Annotated in this window: 17 protein-coding genes and 1 tRNA gene; 6 read left to right on the top strand and 12 right to left on the bottom strand. The window is 62.5% G+C overall.

Going from position 1 to position 14,213, the window contains the following annotated elements; all coding sequences use genetic code 11:
• Nucleotides 1-16: 16 nt before the first annotated feature.
• From CHU95_RS06645 to CHU95_RS06635, 3 genes are all read right to left on the bottom strand, one after another.
• Nucleotides 17-1,132, bottom strand: coding sequence for a calcium-binding protein (locus CHU95_RS06645; protein WP_165772050.1), 1,116 nt, complete (start codon nt 1,130-1,132; stop codon nt 17-19).
• 357 nt (nt 1,133-1,489) lie between these two features.
• A tRNA-Ala gene (locus CHU95_RS06640) sits at nt 1,490-1,565 on the bottom strand.
• A gap of 127 nt (nt 1,566-1,692) precedes the next feature.
• A complete protein-coding gene (locus tag CHU95_RS06635; protein WP_245837923.1) occupies nt 1,693-2,154 on the bottom strand; it encodes a TIGR02300 family protein in 462 nt (153 codons plus the stop codon).
• Nucleotides 2,155-2,289: 135 nt separating this feature from the next.
• Between CHU95_RS06635 and CHU95_RS06630 the strand changes: the two genes are divergently transcribed.
• Nucleotides 2,290-2,940: a 3-phosphoshikimate 1-carboxyvinyltransferase gene (locus CHU95_RS06630; RefSeq protein ID WP_094454957.1), complete on the top strand. Its 651-nt coding sequence runs from the start codon at nt 2,290-2,292 to the stop codon at nt 2,938-2,940.
• 30 nt (nt 2,941-2,970) lie between these two features.
• On the opposite strand, the gene CHU95_RS06625 is transcribed toward CHU95_RS06630, so the two are convergent.
• From CHU95_RS06625 to CHU95_RS06595, 7 genes are all read right to left on the bottom strand, one after another.
• Nucleotides 2,971-3,726 (bottom strand): SDR family NAD(P)-dependent oxidoreductase, encoded by a 756-nt coding sequence (locus CHU95_RS06625; protein ID WP_165772049.1) that lies wholly within the window; start codon nt 3,724-3,726, stop codon nt 2,971-2,973.
• A gap of 89 nt (nt 3,727-3,815) precedes the next feature.
• Complete coding sequence (locus tag CHU95_RS22690; RefSeq protein WP_094454953.1) at nt 3,816-4,796, bottom strand: GNAT family N-acetyltransferase; 981 nt, start codon at nt 4,794-4,796, stop codon at nt 3,816-3,818.
• 10 nt (nt 4,797-4,806) lie between these two features.
• Nucleotides 4,807-5,367 carry a helix-turn-helix domain-containing protein gene (locus tag CHU95_RS06615; RefSeq protein WP_094454951.1) on the bottom strand — a complete coding sequence of 187 codons (561 nt, stop codon included), beginning with the start codon at nt 5,365-5,367 and terminating at the stop codon, nt 4,807-4,809.
• 109 nt (nt 5,368-5,476) lie between these two features.
• Complete coding sequence (locus tag CHU95_RS06610) at nt 5,477-6,013, bottom strand: hypothetical protein (protein WP_094454949.1); 537 nt, start codon at nt 6,011-6,013, stop codon at nt 5,477-5,479.
• 142 nt (nt 6,014-6,155) lie between these two features.
• Nucleotides 6,156-6,398, bottom strand: coding sequence for a phosphoribosylformylglycinamidine synthase subunit PurS (purS, locus tag CHU95_RS06605; protein ID WP_054167928.1), 243 nt, complete (start codon nt 6,396-6,398; stop codon nt 6,156-6,158).
• 34 nt (nt 6,399-6,432) lie between these two features.
• Nucleotides 6,433-7,197, bottom strand: a complete 765-nt coding sequence (gene purC, locus CHU95_RS06600; protein WP_094454947.1) for a phosphoribosylaminoimidazolesuccinocarboxamide synthase — start codon at nt 7,195-7,197, stop codon at nt 6,433-6,435.
• A gap of 148 nt (nt 7,198-7,345) precedes the next feature.
• A complete protein-coding gene (locus CHU95_RS06595; protein ID WP_094454945.1) occupies nt 7,346-8,098 on the bottom strand; it encodes an NRDE family protein in 753 nt (250 codons plus the stop codon).
• 141 nt (nt 8,099-8,239) lie between these two features.
• Between CHU95_RS06595 and CHU95_RS06590 the strand changes: the two genes are divergently transcribed.
• On the top strand, nt 8,240-8,560 hold the full coding sequence (locus CHU95_RS06590) for a DUF1476 domain-containing protein (protein ID WP_094454943.1): 321 nt from the start codon (nt 8,240-8,242) through the stop codon (nt 8,558-8,560).
• Between the two features lie 35 nt (nt 8,561-8,595).
• Here CHU95_RS06590 and CHU95_RS06585 read toward each other — a convergent pair whose 3' ends face one another.
• Entirely contained in the window at nt 8,596-9,174 is a 579-nt protein-coding gene (locus CHU95_RS06585; RefSeq protein ID WP_094454941.1) for a regulatory protein RecX, read from the bottom strand.
• A 100-nt stretch (nt 9,175-9,274) separates the two neighbouring features.
• On the opposite strand from CHU95_RS06585, the gene CHU95_RS06580 reads away from it, so the two are divergent.
• The 4 genes from CHU95_RS06580 (at nt 9,275) to CHU95_RS06565 (ending at nt 12,636) form a co-directional block, all read left to right on the top strand.
• Complete coding sequence (locus tag CHU95_RS06580) at nt 9,275-10,078, top strand: ABC transporter permease (RefSeq protein ID WP_094454939.1); 804 nt, start codon at nt 9,275-9,277, stop codon at nt 10,076-10,078.
• Nucleotides 10,079-10,157: 79 nt separating this feature from the next.
• Nucleotides 10,158-10,976 carry an ABC transporter permease gene (locus CHU95_RS06575; protein WP_165772048.1) on the top strand — a complete coding sequence of 273 codons (819 nt, stop codon included), beginning with the start codon at nt 10,158-10,160 and terminating at the stop codon, nt 10,974-10,976.
• Nucleotides 10,977-11,116: 140 nt separating this feature from the next.
• A complete protein-coding gene (locus tag CHU95_RS06570) occupies nt 11,117-12,403 on the top strand; it encodes a GIN domain-containing protein (RefSeq protein ID WP_094454935.1) in 1,287 nt (428 codons plus the stop codon).
• A gap of 11 nt (nt 12,404-12,414) precedes the next feature.
• Nucleotides 12,415-12,636 (top strand): hypothetical protein, encoded by a 222-nt coding sequence (locus CHU95_RS06565; protein ID WP_094454933.1) that lies wholly within the window; start codon nt 12,415-12,417, stop codon nt 12,634-12,636.
• Nucleotides 12,637-12,688: 52 nt separating this feature from the next.
• On the opposite strand, the gene CHU95_RS06560 is transcribed toward CHU95_RS06565, so the two are convergent.
• Entirely contained in the window at nt 12,689-14,191 is a 1,503-nt protein-coding gene (locus CHU95_RS06560) for a PAS domain-containing sensor histidine kinase (RefSeq protein ID WP_094454931.1), read from the bottom strand.
• Nucleotides 14,192-14,213: the final 22 nt, after the last annotated feature.

The following is a 14,213-nucleotide window of genomic DNA, read 5'->3' as shown; positions in this document are numbered from 1 at the left end:
CTTGCCGTATGGCGCGTCACCCGATCCAGTCCAGCGTGTTGTTGGACAATTGGGCCATACGGCCATCATGCGACCCGATATGCAGGAAGTGCAGCAGCGGATTGAGGCCGCTGGCCGCCATATCGGCATTGGTATCCATGTACGCACGGGTGTTAAAGAACGCCGATGGGTCGCGCCCTTCCCTCCAGCCATGATTGGTATAATGGCTCCAGGCTGTGACCTCACCCCGCGCCACGGCGGCGGCCACGTCCCGGTTATTGGCCAGGTAGTAATCGGCATCGAACAGGGCGTTAGGGTCGCGTCCTTCGCGTTCCCCGAATTGACGGAAATGGTCCCATCCGCTGGGCAGTGCACCGTTACGAACCGCACTGGCCACGTCTGCATTACGGGAGAGATACAGCGCCTCGTCAAAGCCGTTGCGGACCGCGCCTGTGGGCCGACTGTTCAGCACAACGTTCAGACCGAAGGTGACAATCTCGATTCCCTTCAGGATGTCGACACCGTCACCATTGAGATTGGTGATGGTCATCGTACCTTCGGCATCGCGCACAAAGTAATGGTCGCCGCCAATGACACCCAGGCGCCCGTCGTAACGGACAATATCCAGCCCGTCATTGCCGAAAATGCGGTCATCCCCGGTGCCACCGACAAAAATGTCGTCGCCCGGCCCCCCGGCCAGATCATCATTACCGGCCCCACCCAACAGCATGTCATTGCCCGATCCGCCGGTCAGCAGATCATTGCCATCGCCGCCATCCAGGCTGTCATGGCCGGCATTGCCCAGCAGGGTGTCGTTTCCGGCCATCCCTTTGATGATATTGTCCAGACTATTGCCAGCAATGGCATTGTCCAGGCGGTTGCCGATGCCGATCAAGGCGCCGGCCGTGGGTGGGTTGGGAATGTGACCGCGCCCGGCATAGCCCATGCTCATATCTTCCACGAAATCGGGCAGGGCATAGTCAATGTGGGTCACAATCACATCGTGACCGCCACCTGCCTCTTCGCGGATCACCACCCCGTAATGCGCGATGTCATAGATGTCGTCGCCGGCACCGCCCGCGAGCGTGTCGCGTGGCGCCTGGGAGAGCAGCGTATCGTCATTGGGCGTTCCCGCCCGCAAGGTACCAGACATGTTTTTCGATCCGAAAGGATGGTTGCCGCCCCTGACCATTTATTCTACGCCCGATCATGGCCGTTCCATGTCCGATAAGGGGCCGATCCATGAATTCATGGACATCTCGGACATGGAGTATTTGAAACATTTGAAACAAATTGTAATATAAATCCAGGACGGCCTTATAAATTCTGATCGTTCACAGCAAAATGCCAAATATATATCTACTGATGTAGCCAATTTTGATGAGAATTTATTTTCTATCGCACAGTTTTAGCGAAAAACATCGCAAGCTATTAGGCGGATCGCCGCTTGTACTGGTCGGCAGACTGGAAAATACAAAAGGCCCCGCTGTTGCCAGCGGAGCCTTTGTTTTGGTGGAGCCAAGCGGGATCGAACCGCTGACCTCTACAATGCCATTGTAGCGCTCTCCCAGCTGAGCTATGGCCCCGAAACTGTCTGGTGATGCCTGGGTTGCCAGCACCGTGCGCGGGTTTATCTAGAAACTCGGGCATGGATGCAAGCGGAAAATTCGGGCCGGCAACGGATTCTTGCCCCTGCTGGCCCGAAAGGTCCGATCAAACCTCTTCCTCGCCTTCAACATCGACGACTTCACCCATGTCGTCGCCATCATCCAGCTCATCGGCATCTTCGAGCAGGACATCTTCGTCCTCGCCCACGCCGTCATCAACCTCGTCAGCTTCCAACTCGTCGGCGACGTCGACGTCATCGGTGACGTCGGCGGCATCGTCCAACTCTTCCTCGACTTCCGTATCCAGCGCTTCGTCGTCACGGGCAACGACCGCCTTCTTGGTGTCTTCCACTGGCAGAGGACGGGCGCGACGCGACTTCAGCAGCGCCTCGGGATCGAACACGGTACCGCAGGACGGGCAGACCGGCGGGTCCTTCTTCATGTCATAATAACGTCCGCCGCAGTTCGGGCAGATGCGCTTGATACCCCATTCGGGCTTGGCCACGGCAATACCTCCGTCAATCACGCGCGCCTGAACATGCGCCGCGGTTGAGGCCGCATCTGCCATGGCTGGCGCCACCTGTCAAACGGAAGTGTAACGGTTTGCGCGGGTTACCGCCATGCGGATGCAAGGGGGCCGGCTTCCCGGCTTCCCGCAACCATGCTATGCCCGGCAGGCACCCTTGTCAGACAAGGCCGAAAAATGGCGCAGATCAACCTCCCTTACCTGGCCCTGATCCTGGCCGCTGCTGCCCGTGGTACCACGCACCTGACCGGTATCGGGGGGGCTGGTGTCCTGCCATTGGTCACCGCCCTGACGGCACTGGGCGCGCGGTTGGAGGAGGGAGCAGTGGCAGGCCGATGGACCGTCTGCGGTACCGGTGTCGGCGGCTGGCGGGAACCGGGGTGTGTCCTGGAACTGGGGCCCGCGCCGGGCGCAGTGCCGCTGCTGGCAGGAATGCTTGCTACCCTGCCCTTGCTTTGTGTGCTGTCGGCCGACTCGGAAGAAGGCAGGACCAGCCTCCGGCCTTTACGCGCCGCGTTGGAACGGGTGGGGGCAGGTTTCATGCTGGGGGGTGGTGATCGCTTGCCAGGATGCCTTATCGGCACCGGGTGGCCCCTGCCTGCCCACCATGGGGACGTGTCAGGCGCTGCGGCCCTGGCACTGTTGCTGGCCGGGCTGAACAGTCCGGGGAGAACCGGTGTCGACGCCCATCCCGACCTGGACCGCGCGCTCGATCTGCTGCGTCGCTTCGGGGCAGAGATCCAGACAGTGAACGGGGTGGCCTGGATCACCGGCTACCCCGATCTGGTGGGCACCGAGGTGACCTTTATGCCCGGTTGCGATGCGTAGAATTCACGGCCACCTTGTATTCGACCGTGATCACAGCATCACGGCCCCACCACACGGGCTGATACACTGTCCAATCATATGGCGGGCGTCGTCGGATGCCAGAAACAGATAGGCGGGCGTGACATCATCCACGCTGCCCAGACGCTGGCTGGGCAGGGCACGGCGTACCGCATCCACCCCAGCTTGGGCCACCGGGGTCAGCGCCTTGGGGTCGATGGCGCCGGGGGCGACACAATTGGCGGTCACGTCGCGCGGGCCGATATCATGGACCAGGCTGCGGGTGAAGCCCAGCAGGGCACCGGCCGCCGCCCCATACAGAGTGTATCCCGGCGCACCATGATAGGCGACATCGGACACGGTGGTGACGATGCGCCCATAATTCTGTGCAAACATCAATGGCAGGACCATGCGCGTCGCCATGAAGGCGGAGCGAACATTGGCTGCCATCACCATATCGAACTGTTCAGCCGTTGTATCAACGAAGGAGATGGCAGGCCGCAGCCCGGCATTGTTGACCAGCACATCCACCCGGCCCAAGCCTGTCACCGCCGTCTCGACCAGACCATAGGCGCCATCAGCATTGGTGATGTCGGCCCTTAGCGACAGGGCGCGACGCCCCAGTCGCTCCACCTCCCGTGTCAGGTCGGCAACGGCTGAACGTTGAGCCTCTTCCTCGAAGTGCAGGACCAGATCAGCCCCCTCGCGGGCGAAAGCCAGGGCCACCGCCCGGCCGATGCTGTTCCCGGCCCCCGTGATCAGGGCCACACGATCCTTCAGCCGCGGCATTTCCCACTCCCCCCGCTGGATGTTGATATGGCGCATCCTGACCATCGTGGGCGTCAGCGTCAACCTGTACGGGCGGCAGGGGGAAAGGCCTACAATATCTTGCTCAGGCAGGCTGATTCGGGCCGATTTGCATAGGGTCCGTAATTGGCGGTGATGCGGTACCCGTGCCGCCGGTAGAAGGCCACTGCGCGCTCATTGGCCCAACGGGTTTCCAATAGCAGCCGGCGATACCCCAAATGCCGCGCCCCCGCTTCCAGGAAGGCCAGAATGCTTGCGCCCACGCCAGCACTGCCAGGGACCGCATACATGCGCTTGATCTCCGCCACCTCCCCGTCGAAGGGGCGCACGGCGCCGCAGCCCACGGCCACCCCATCCAGGCGCGCCAGGGCGAACAGGGACCTGTCCGCCACCGCGTCCCATCCTGCCAGCCCGCCGCGCCCGTCACTGCCGAACCGTGCCGCCAGATCGGCGGACAGGGCATTGATCAGGGGAATGGCGTCGGGGGTATCGGGTTGTGCCGGTTCGATGGTCAGGCCGGTGGGAGGCGGCGGCAATTGCCGGTACATGACATGGGTCGTGTGGCTGGTGCCGTCGCCATTCAGGGCATAATCCGGGATAGTGCCGCAGCTTTGCCAGCCAAGGCGGGCATAAAGACGTTCGGCATCATCGCCTTCGCGCGTATCCAGCACCAGCAGCCGGCGGCCCTTGGACCGTGCTACCTCCTCCGCGCGCTTCAGCAGGCTGGCCGCCACCCCCTGCCGCCGTGCATCGGGATGCACCAGCATCTTGGCAATCTCGGCCCGGTGCGTACCATTCACCTGTGGCGCCAGGGCCAGGGTGACGGTGCCGATGAGGCGGCCCGCCTCCGTCACGGCCAGCAGGATGTGCTTCTCCCCCGTCCGCACGGCCCCTTCCTGCCCGTGCCAGAAGGCGGCGGCGCTGTCCAGGTCCAGCGGCGGGAGGAAGCCGACGGCGGCCCCGTTGGCAACGCAAGCGGCCAAAACCAAGGCAAGGTCCGGTATCGCCGCCGCGAAATCCTCCGCACCAGCCGTGATAATGTCGTAACGCATGGATGCACCTTCAGGGTCGGGTGATGGCGATGATGTAGCGGCAGGGCGCGTCGCCCAGTGCGTGGAAGCGCGAGGCGCCATAAAGCCGGAAGCGCAGAACGTCGCCCGGTTCCAGCACATGGGCCACCCCGTCCAGCCGATATTCCAGCCGGCCTTCCAGCAGCCAGATATGCTGTTCCAGGCCCGGCACGGGTGGGGCGTCATAATCGATGATGGTACCGGGCGGCAGGGTGCCGTGGATTATCTCCGTCTCCAGCCCCGATGCGGGCGGCGACAGGGACCGGCGCACGAAGCCGTTGGTGGGATCGGTCCAGACGGGCTGGTCCGCCGCCCGGATCAACAGGGCCGGTTCCGCCTCCACCTCGGCCAGCAGCCGGGACATGGGGCGGCCATGGGCGGCGCAGAGTTTGCCCAGAAGGCTGGCTGTGGGGCTGGTCTCACCACGTTCCAGCCGGGAAAGCGTGGCTTTGGGGATGCTGCTGCGCGCGGCCAGCTCATCCAGCGACCATCCGGCATCGCGGCGCAGTTGGGCCAACCTTGCAGCCAGGCGTGTGTCGATATCGTATTCCATAAATGAGATTTAATCCCAGTTATGGAACATTGTCAATAAAAACGGGTCAGTGCCTGTTGCTGCTATGGGCGGTCTAACGCCGAGGGGCGAATATACGCGCCACCAACCCCTACTTCACACGCCGCACCTTGATGATGCCGCTGACCCCGTCGATGGTCATCGTGAAGCTCCCGACGATCCCTTTCTCGATCTTCACCATCTTGCCGGGCTTGGCGTTGGCGATGGAGCGCGCAACAACCTGAGTCCAGATCTGACCGTTATCCAGGGTGAAGCTGTACCGGTCGATGGTTTGCTGGCTGATCGAAACCAGCTTCGCCGTGATGGCCTCCGCTTCTTGTGGGCGGGCGGCCACGGCGGGGTTGGATTTGTCGGTAATCCGTTCGGCACCAAAGGATTGTTCTTTGGCAACTGGCGGCAGCACGGCGGGTGCGGTCGGCGCGGCTGGTGCCGCAGGGGCACCCGGCGGGGAATTGCGCAGTGCCGGCACGGTGCGATCATAGCAGGCCAGACGGGCGCCATTATCCAGGATGCCCAGGCATTTCAGGACATCATCCTGACCGGCGGCCAGGACCGGCAGGGTCAATGATGCGGGGGCCGCCAGGATCAGAGCAGCGGCAAGCAGGCGGGGCAGGGGGCGTTCACGCATCGGGGCAGGTTCCCAAGCTAAGGATGTTTTCCCGAACCCTGGCCGCAAACATCCCCCCAGGACAAGCAAAAAGGGACGCCCGAAGACGTCCCTTTCCATTCGCACCGCTGCCGGTACCCACCTGGGTGGCCGATAAGCCGGATCAGGCCACCAGTTCGATCGAGTAATTCTCGATGACGGTATTGGCCAACAGCTTGCGGCACATTTCCTCGATCTGGGCCTTGGCTTTGGCCGGGTCGGTCTCCGCGACCTCCAGCTCGATCAGCTTGCCCTGACGGACTTCGCCGACGCCATCGAAACCCAGATTGGTCAGGGCATGGCCGATGGCCTTGCCCTGCGGGTCCAGCACGCCGTTCTTCAGCGTCACAACGACCTTGGCCTTCATGGGAGAACCCTTTTCAGCAATGGAAGATCAAAACTTACTGCACCAGCTTGGGTGCGGTATGGTCGCCGGGACCTGCCTCGGGCAGGATGCCCAGGCGGCGGGCCACTTCCTGATAGGCCTCGGCAACATTACCCAGGTCCTGACGGAAACGGTCCTTGTCCAGCTTCTCGTTGGTCTTGGCGTCCCACAGACGGCAATTATCCGGGCTGATCTCGTCGGCCAGGATGATGCGCATCTCTTCATTTTCCCATAGCCGGCCAAACTCCACCTTGAAGTCCACCAGCTTCAGGCCAATGCCCAGGAACAGACCGTTGAGGTAGTCGTTGATGCGCAGCGCCAGCGACAGCATGTCGTCCAGGTCCTGCGGGGCCGCCCAGCCGAAGGCCGTGATATGTTCTTCGGAGACCATCGGATCGCCCAACTCGTCGTTCTTGAAATAATATTCGACGATGGAGCGGGGCAGCGGCGTGCCTTCGGGAATGCCGAAACGCTTGGTCAGGGACCCGGCGGCGATGTTGCGGACCACCACCTCGATAGGGATGATCTCCACCTCACGCACCAATTGTTCGCGCATGTTCAGGCGTCGCACAAAATGGTTCGGGATACCGATTTCGCCCAGCTTCTGCATCAGATACTCGCTGATGCGGTTATTCAGGACGCCCTTGCCCGTGATCGTGCCCTTCTTCTGGGCGTTGAAAGCGGTCGCGTCGTCCTTGAAATACTGGACCAGGGTACCAGGCTCAGGGCCTTCATACAGGATCTTGGCCTTGCCTTCGTAGATGCGCCGGCGTCGCGTCATGGGTCTGGTGTCCAGCAATCGTTCCAGCCAAAGGGATACGGACCCGCATGGCAAAACCATCGGGTCCGATATCCCACCCTATAGCAAGCAACGCAGCCCGGCACAACGAAACCAGCGATGCGGGCGGGTCAGTGCTGGGTGGCTTGGATCAGAGGGCGACCGGTTCAAAACCTGTCTGGTCCGGCCGCCCTGCTGCAAACAGGAACTGCGGCCGGGTCCCCAGCCGGTCAATCGAGGGGAGTGCCACCAGGGCTGAACTGCCGGTTTCAAAACCGCTGGGCGTCACGATGCACATGGCCCCGCGCGGGCCGGCATCGCCATCCCAGATACGGCAACCCATCAGGTCCGGCCAACCGCCCCAATGGCCTGCCGTCGGATCGGGAAGCGGACTATTCTCGAACAGCGGACGAAAGAAGCGGATGCGGGGATGGTGCAGGTCATTCAGGTCGGATGCGGTCAGCATCGACAGACCCTCTTGGATGGGGGTGGCCTGCACCCTGGCCCCCTCCGCCGGTAATGATAGCCAGAAGGCGTCACGGTTATCGGCCACAACAAGATTGAAGGGCCGGTAGGCACGGCCATCCAGATGGCGCAGCATCTCCATCGCGCTGGCAGCATCGGCATGGTCCAGCGCCTCCAGCACCAGTTCGCCCCGCGACCGTTTGCCTCGCATCGGGCCCAGCGTGCCCTCGCGGTTCAGGACGGTCGCGACGACGCCATGGTCGTTCAGACCCAGCCAGGACCCGCCCGCCGTCTCGTCCAGGCCGGCGACTACTTCCGGCCGGTCGGGCCAATGCCGGGCTGGCGGCTTCCAGGGTCGGCCCTTCATTTCGTCCCGGTTACCCGCCAGCAGCAAGGGCCAGTCATGGCCGGGTCGGCGCAGGATCACGACGGTACACATTGTGGATTTGACCTTCAAAAAGCGATAAAGGCTCCCCATCCTAAAGGATGAGACCGGGACGTCAGTGAGGTGGCTTATGTCACATCTGCCGTATATAAGGACCAAGGCATATCGGTTCGACCCGCCTGCAGAGGATGAGAAATGACGACGTTCGACGAACGCGAACAGGCATTCGAAAACAAGTTCAAGCATGACCAGGAACTGCTGTTCCGCATCTACGCCCGCCGCGCCAAGCTGGCCGGGCTGTGGGCTGCGGACCTCTTGGGCCTGAGCGGCGACGATGCGGCCGCCTATGCCAAGCAGATTGTCTCCGTCGATTTTGAGGAGCCTGGCCACAAGGACATCGTCCGCCGCATCCTGTCCGATTTCCAGGCCAAGGGCGTGGACGTGTCCGAACACCGGATCGAAAAGGAACTTGACGGCCTGCTGGAAACGGCCCGTCAACAGATCCAGAGCGAATAGGCTCCCGGTTCCCTAACGAGGTGCGCGGGGGGATGTTATTCTCCCTCCGTCCCCTCCATATCGATGATGCGCCGGGCCGTTTCCAGGTCGAACCCGGCCCGCGCCATCGCTGCAATATCCTTGTCCCGGCGTACCCGCGCCTCCTCGGCTGACAGGCCCCTGTCAGGCCGGAAACCGCCCAGTCGGCGACGGCGGGCATAGGCTAGGGCTGCGTTCCATTCCGCCTGTCCCTCCTCGGCCCCTTCCAGGCTGGACAGGGCCTTGTCTACCTGGTCGCCGTTCAGGCCCTTCGCCATCAGTTTCTGGCGAATGACGCGGGTTGATCCACCGCGCCGTTGCAGGCCCGATGCTTTCATTTCCGCATAAAGCCCGTCATTGAGCAGGCCAGCGCGGATATAGCGCGCAATCAGTGCTTCCACCCAATCGCGCCCTTCCTGTGGATCAGTGCCATGGGCTTTGGCGCTGGCATCGACCCGGCGCAGAAGCAACCGGCGAAGATTGGCCGACGAACTGGCAAACCGTTCCAGATAATGCAGGGCGGCCCGGTCCAGATAGGCAGGCGTAACCCGCTTGACCGTGCGTGCCGCGCGCGCGGGCCCCGTGTCATCCGTCACTGCCAACCCCTTGTGCGTGCGCGATCATTGCCCATCACCTTATGCCCGTATAGTGTCGGGTGCCAAAATGCCGCTGCCCCGGACAGGTCCAAGAACACCCATGTCACAACCCATTCTCCCCATGCCCCGCGCCGTTGGCGCCGTCAACTGGATCGGGCTTGCCACCCTGATTCGCAAGGAAGTTCACCGATTCCTGAAGGTCTGGGTCCAGACCATCGCCGCACCCGTGGTCACGACCCTGCTATTCTACGCCGTCTTTGCCTTGGCGTTGGGTGGGGTGGTGCGGATGGTGGGGGATGTGCCCTTCCTCCTGTTCCTGGCACCCGGCCTGATCATGATGGCCATCGCGCAGAACGCCTTTGCCAATTCCTCTTCGTCCGTCCTGGTCGCAAAGGTGCAGGGCAATATCGTTGACGTGCTGATGCCACCCATTTCGCCGCTGGAACTCACCAGCGCCTATGTGATCGGCGGGGTGGTACGCGGGGCTCTGGTCGGGTTGGTGACGGCACTGGCCATCGCTTTGTTCATCCCGTTACAAGTGCATTCCGTCGGTTTCATTTTGTTCCACGGGGTGGCGGCGGCCTCGCTTCTGGCGCTGCTGGGCCTGATCGGCGGCATTTGGGCCGACAAGTTCGACCATATGGCCGTGGTCACGAATTTTATTGTGACTCCGCTGTCGTTTCTCTCAGGTACGTTCTATTCGATCGAAAGTGTCCCGCCCACCTTCCGCTTCATCGCTCACCTGAACCCGTTCTTCTATTTTATTGACGGGTTTCGGTACGGTTTTATCGGCCAGACGGACGGCACCTTGGTTACCGGCATCATTGTGATGCTGGCCACCAACCTGATTCTGGGCATCATCGCTTGGCGTATGATTGCCAAAGGTTACAAGCTAAAGGCTTGAATGATTGGGCGTCAATCGACGCTGTCGGGGTCACGGTGGCCCGGACACGCAGCGATCTGCGGGAGTGCAGGCAATGAGCATGGAACAGACGCGTAGCCCTGCTGGCGCCTTCAATCCCTTGATCAGCCGTCAGGTGCCCGGTTTCCACTGGGTGGCGTTCCTGACGCTGTGCCGGCGCGAGCTGCGGCGCATGGTGAAGATGGCCGCAGCCTTCCTGATTGCCCCCGCCCTGATGGCGGCCATCTATTTTGTCTGTTTTCTGTTCGGCTTGGGTCCACAGCGGGGCACGCCGGAAGGTGATGCGGTGCTGACTTATCTGGTGCCGGGTCTGATCATGCTGTCGATCCTGCTGCGCTCGGCGGAGAATGGCGGCTTCATGCTGCTCTACAGCAAGATCGAGGGCCATATCATTGATGAGCTGATGGCCCCCATCGGCGCGCGCGAGGCGGTGCCGGCCTATCTTCTGGCTGGTGTTGTGGCCGGCATGGGTAGTGGCCTTGTCGTCTGGATCGCGTCGCTGTTCTTCTGGCCGCTGCCGGTGGCCAACCCGCTGTCGGCGCTGGGCTTTGCGCTGACCGGATCGCTGTTCATGGCCCTGTGCGGTCTGCTCTGCGGTATGGCCAGCACCAAATGGGACCATATCTCCGCTTATTTCACCTTCCTGTTCACCCCACTCTCCTTCCTGTCAGGCCTGTTCGCACCGGTGGAGACGATGCCGGCGACGGTGGCGGCCATTGTCCGGCTGAACCCGCTTTACCATGCGATGGAAGGCTTTCGTCACGGCATGCTGGGCGGGCCCATGCCCTGGGGTTCTGCCTTGTTCCTTGGGCTTTCCGTCGTGCTTTTATATGCCCTGGCCGCACGGCTTTACGCGTCGGGCTGGCGTATGAAAAGTTAAGCCTTGGTAACAGGCACGCTATCATCGGTTAATGGCGATTGATTTTTGTAACCCTCCTGCAAATGCGGCGGACAGGTGGGTAGTGTAGCCGCATTATCCAAGGCGAGATCACGGAACCGATGAAGTACAGGAACCGACCCATGGATGGCGCCCTCTCCAACCCCCTGCCTGCAAGCCTGTCGAACCGGCCGCGCCTGACGCCGGGGGTTCCAGCGGGCGGGATTGCCGCCATCCTCTTGGCCCTCGGCATTGTCGGCTGGGGACTGGCGGTCGGCGATAGTGACGGCCCTCAGGAACGCCATGGGTCGCATTTCGACATCCGCGAACCGCCGGCGCCCCCTGAGCCGCCCGAAGCCCCGGATATGCGGGTGAATCCCGATGTGAACCCGCAGATGGTGGAACGCGCTGTGCGCGATGCCATGCGTGGCGTCGAGGTCGATGCAACCCGGATGGAGGCACTGCGGGAGGCACAGGTTGGTCTGGCCGAGGCGCAGCGTGAACTGGCGGCGGCGCGCGAGGAATTGCAGCGCCAAGGGGCCGATGCCCCTGCCATTGCCGAAGGCGCGCTGCGCCTTGCGGAAATGGGCGTGGCCGCCGCTGCCGGGGCAGCCAAGGGCGCCCAGGATCAGGTGGGCATGGCGGAAGGCAGTGTCATGCAGTCCTTCGATGCGCCTAAGGGGGTGCAACTGGTCAATATTGGCGGTGATATCAGCATCGAACGGTCAAGCCGGGCCGACAAGGTCAAGGTGGAGATTGACAATGGCGCCAACGGCCTGGACCTGGATGTAACGGATGGTGTGCTGACGCTGCGCGGTCGCAATGATCCCCAGACTGGCCATGCCAGCATCCGCATGACCTTGCCGTCCGACACCGACCTGACAGTGGCGGGTCTGGCCGGTGACCTCTCCATCGGTGGCCGTTCCGGTGCCAAGCTTTCGGTGCAACTGCTGCGCGGCGATGTGTCTGCCGAACGGGTGGGGGCATTGTCGGTCGATATCCTGGAGTCCGGCACGGTGTCGGTTGAACGGGTCGATGGGCCGCTGAACTTCAGGGTGCAAGGGGCGGGTGAATTGTCTGTCGAGCGGGCAGAAACGGCCAAGCTGGAGGTCAGCGGCCATGCCACTGTCTCCGTGGGTCGGGTCAATGACAGCTTGGCCGTATCCATTCCTGGTCATGCCGAAATGGATATCGGCCGGGTCAATGGTCCTATCCGTGTCGACTTCCCCGGCGCTGGCCGTATCAGCATCGGCGAGGGTGAAGGGGAACTGGAAGCCCAGGTTACCGGCGCCGGCAGCCTGGAATTCAACGGGACGGCCATCAACCCGACCGTCCTGGCCTCTGGTGCCGGCAATGTCCATATCGCCCGGCATCAGGGTATGGCCAACATCCGTAACACCGGTACTGGCAAAACCTATGTCGGTGACTGAGGCCTAGGGCGATGGCCCGCCGTCCCCCCCAAAAGCCGCCCGCCGTCACGACGACCGCGCCGCAGGCCGGTGAACTGGACGGGCGTATTCGGCAGGGGGAGATCGAGCGCATGCGGCGTCAGGCTGTTGACCACGGTTTCAAGGAACAGGTACAGCGCGCCGCGAAGGCCAGGGGTGAAGATCCCTATCAACTTCTCGCTGAAGCGATAAGACGCTTACTACGCGGCGAATAGGGTGCGGCCCCGCTACAGCCGTGCGAGGGCGCTTCTGCCGGTTGTGGGGTGGTTACCCGCCGGCAACTGTGCGCAAGAATGCCATGGGCATGGACTGCACCCGTGTCGGTGGCAGCGTTACGGTCGCCACTGTGCCGTGATCCAAACGGCTTTCCAGCCGCGCGTCGCCATCATGCAGCCGGGCCAGTGCCAGGACCAGCGGTAACCCCAGGCCGACCCCACCGGCACTGCGCGCGTGGCCGCCTTCGACCTGGCGGAACGGTTCCATCGCCGTCACCAGATCCTCTTCCCTAATACCGATCCCTGTATCCCGGACATAGAGCGACAGGGAGCCATCCGGTTCCAGACGGGCACCACAGGTGACTTTGCCACCCTGGGGGGTGAACTTTACGGCATTGGTCAGCAGGTTGTTCAAAATCTGCTTCAGCGCCACCTCGTCGGCGCGCACTGGTGGCAGCTCCGCTTCCATCTCGGTTTCCAGCAGCACACCGCCCTTGTCGGCCCGTTCGGCCACCAGGCGCAGGCTGGACCGGATCAGGCGTGGCACATCGACCAGCTTTTCAAGCAACTCTTTTTTGCCTGCCTGGATCTTGGACAGGTCCAGGATGTCGTTGATCAGGGTCAGCAGCATCTGGCCGCTATCATGAATGTCGTGGGCATATTCACGATAGGCAGGCTGGGCAATCGGCCCCATCGCCTCTGTTGCGATAATTTCCGAAAAGCCGATGACGGCATTCAACGGTGTCCGGAGTTCATGCGTCATGTTGGCCAGGAATTCGGATTTGGCGCGGTTGGCCATCTCCGCTGCGTCCAGCGCCTGTTCCAGGGCCAAACGGTCGCGCCGCCATTGGGTGATGTCACGCACGCTGCCTTGGAAGGCAATAGCCCGTCCTTCTGCATTGCGGATGATGCGGGCGGAAATGGCAACCCAAAACCGATCCCCATCCCGCCGACGTAACTCGACAGGTACGCTGCCGACCTCTTCTTGGGTCAGCAGGGCCTGGGTGATGGCTTGGCGATTGTCCTGGTCGGCATAGAAGCTGACGGTGGCGTCTGCGACCTCGGCTTGTAACTGTTCCAGGCTGCCATAGCGCAACATGGTTAGCAGGGCCGGATTGGCAGACAGGAAACGGCCGGTAACGTCGATGGTGAACATGCCCTCCATCGCCGTTTCGTAGATCTCACGATATTTGCGTTCCGACTGGCCCAGCCGATCCAGGGCCGTCTGTTGCCGTGCCACCTGGGCAACCAGAGCGACATTGATCTCCTGCAACTCGCCAAGCTCACGCAGCGCATCGGCACGGTGCTGTCGGATTGCCTGTCCGATCACGGCCAGTAGCAGCAGCATCGCGATACCGGCGCAGGCCAAGGCTGCCGGTTGCCAAGGGTCGATACCGGCTGGCAGAACCGCTTCCGGACGGACCAGGGCCACGGCAAGCGCTGCCACCCCGGCCAGGGCCAGTGGCAAGGCCAGCCAGGGGGACAGGACGGGTGTCGACGCCCGTGGGCGTTCCCGTCTATGTGGTGGCCGTTCTGCGCCGGTCGTACCGTCCATCGCCTGCTCGCGGCCAAATCAT

Origin of the sequence: Niveispirillum lacus (assembly GCF_002251795.1) — a bacterium.
GTDB lineage: Bacteria > Pseudomonadota > Alphaproteobacteria > Azospirillales > Azospirillaceae > Niveispirillum > Niveispirillum lacus.
The sequence above is the reverse complement of the archived record's forward strand: the minus strand, read 5'-3'. Positions and strand labels throughout refer to the sequence as shown.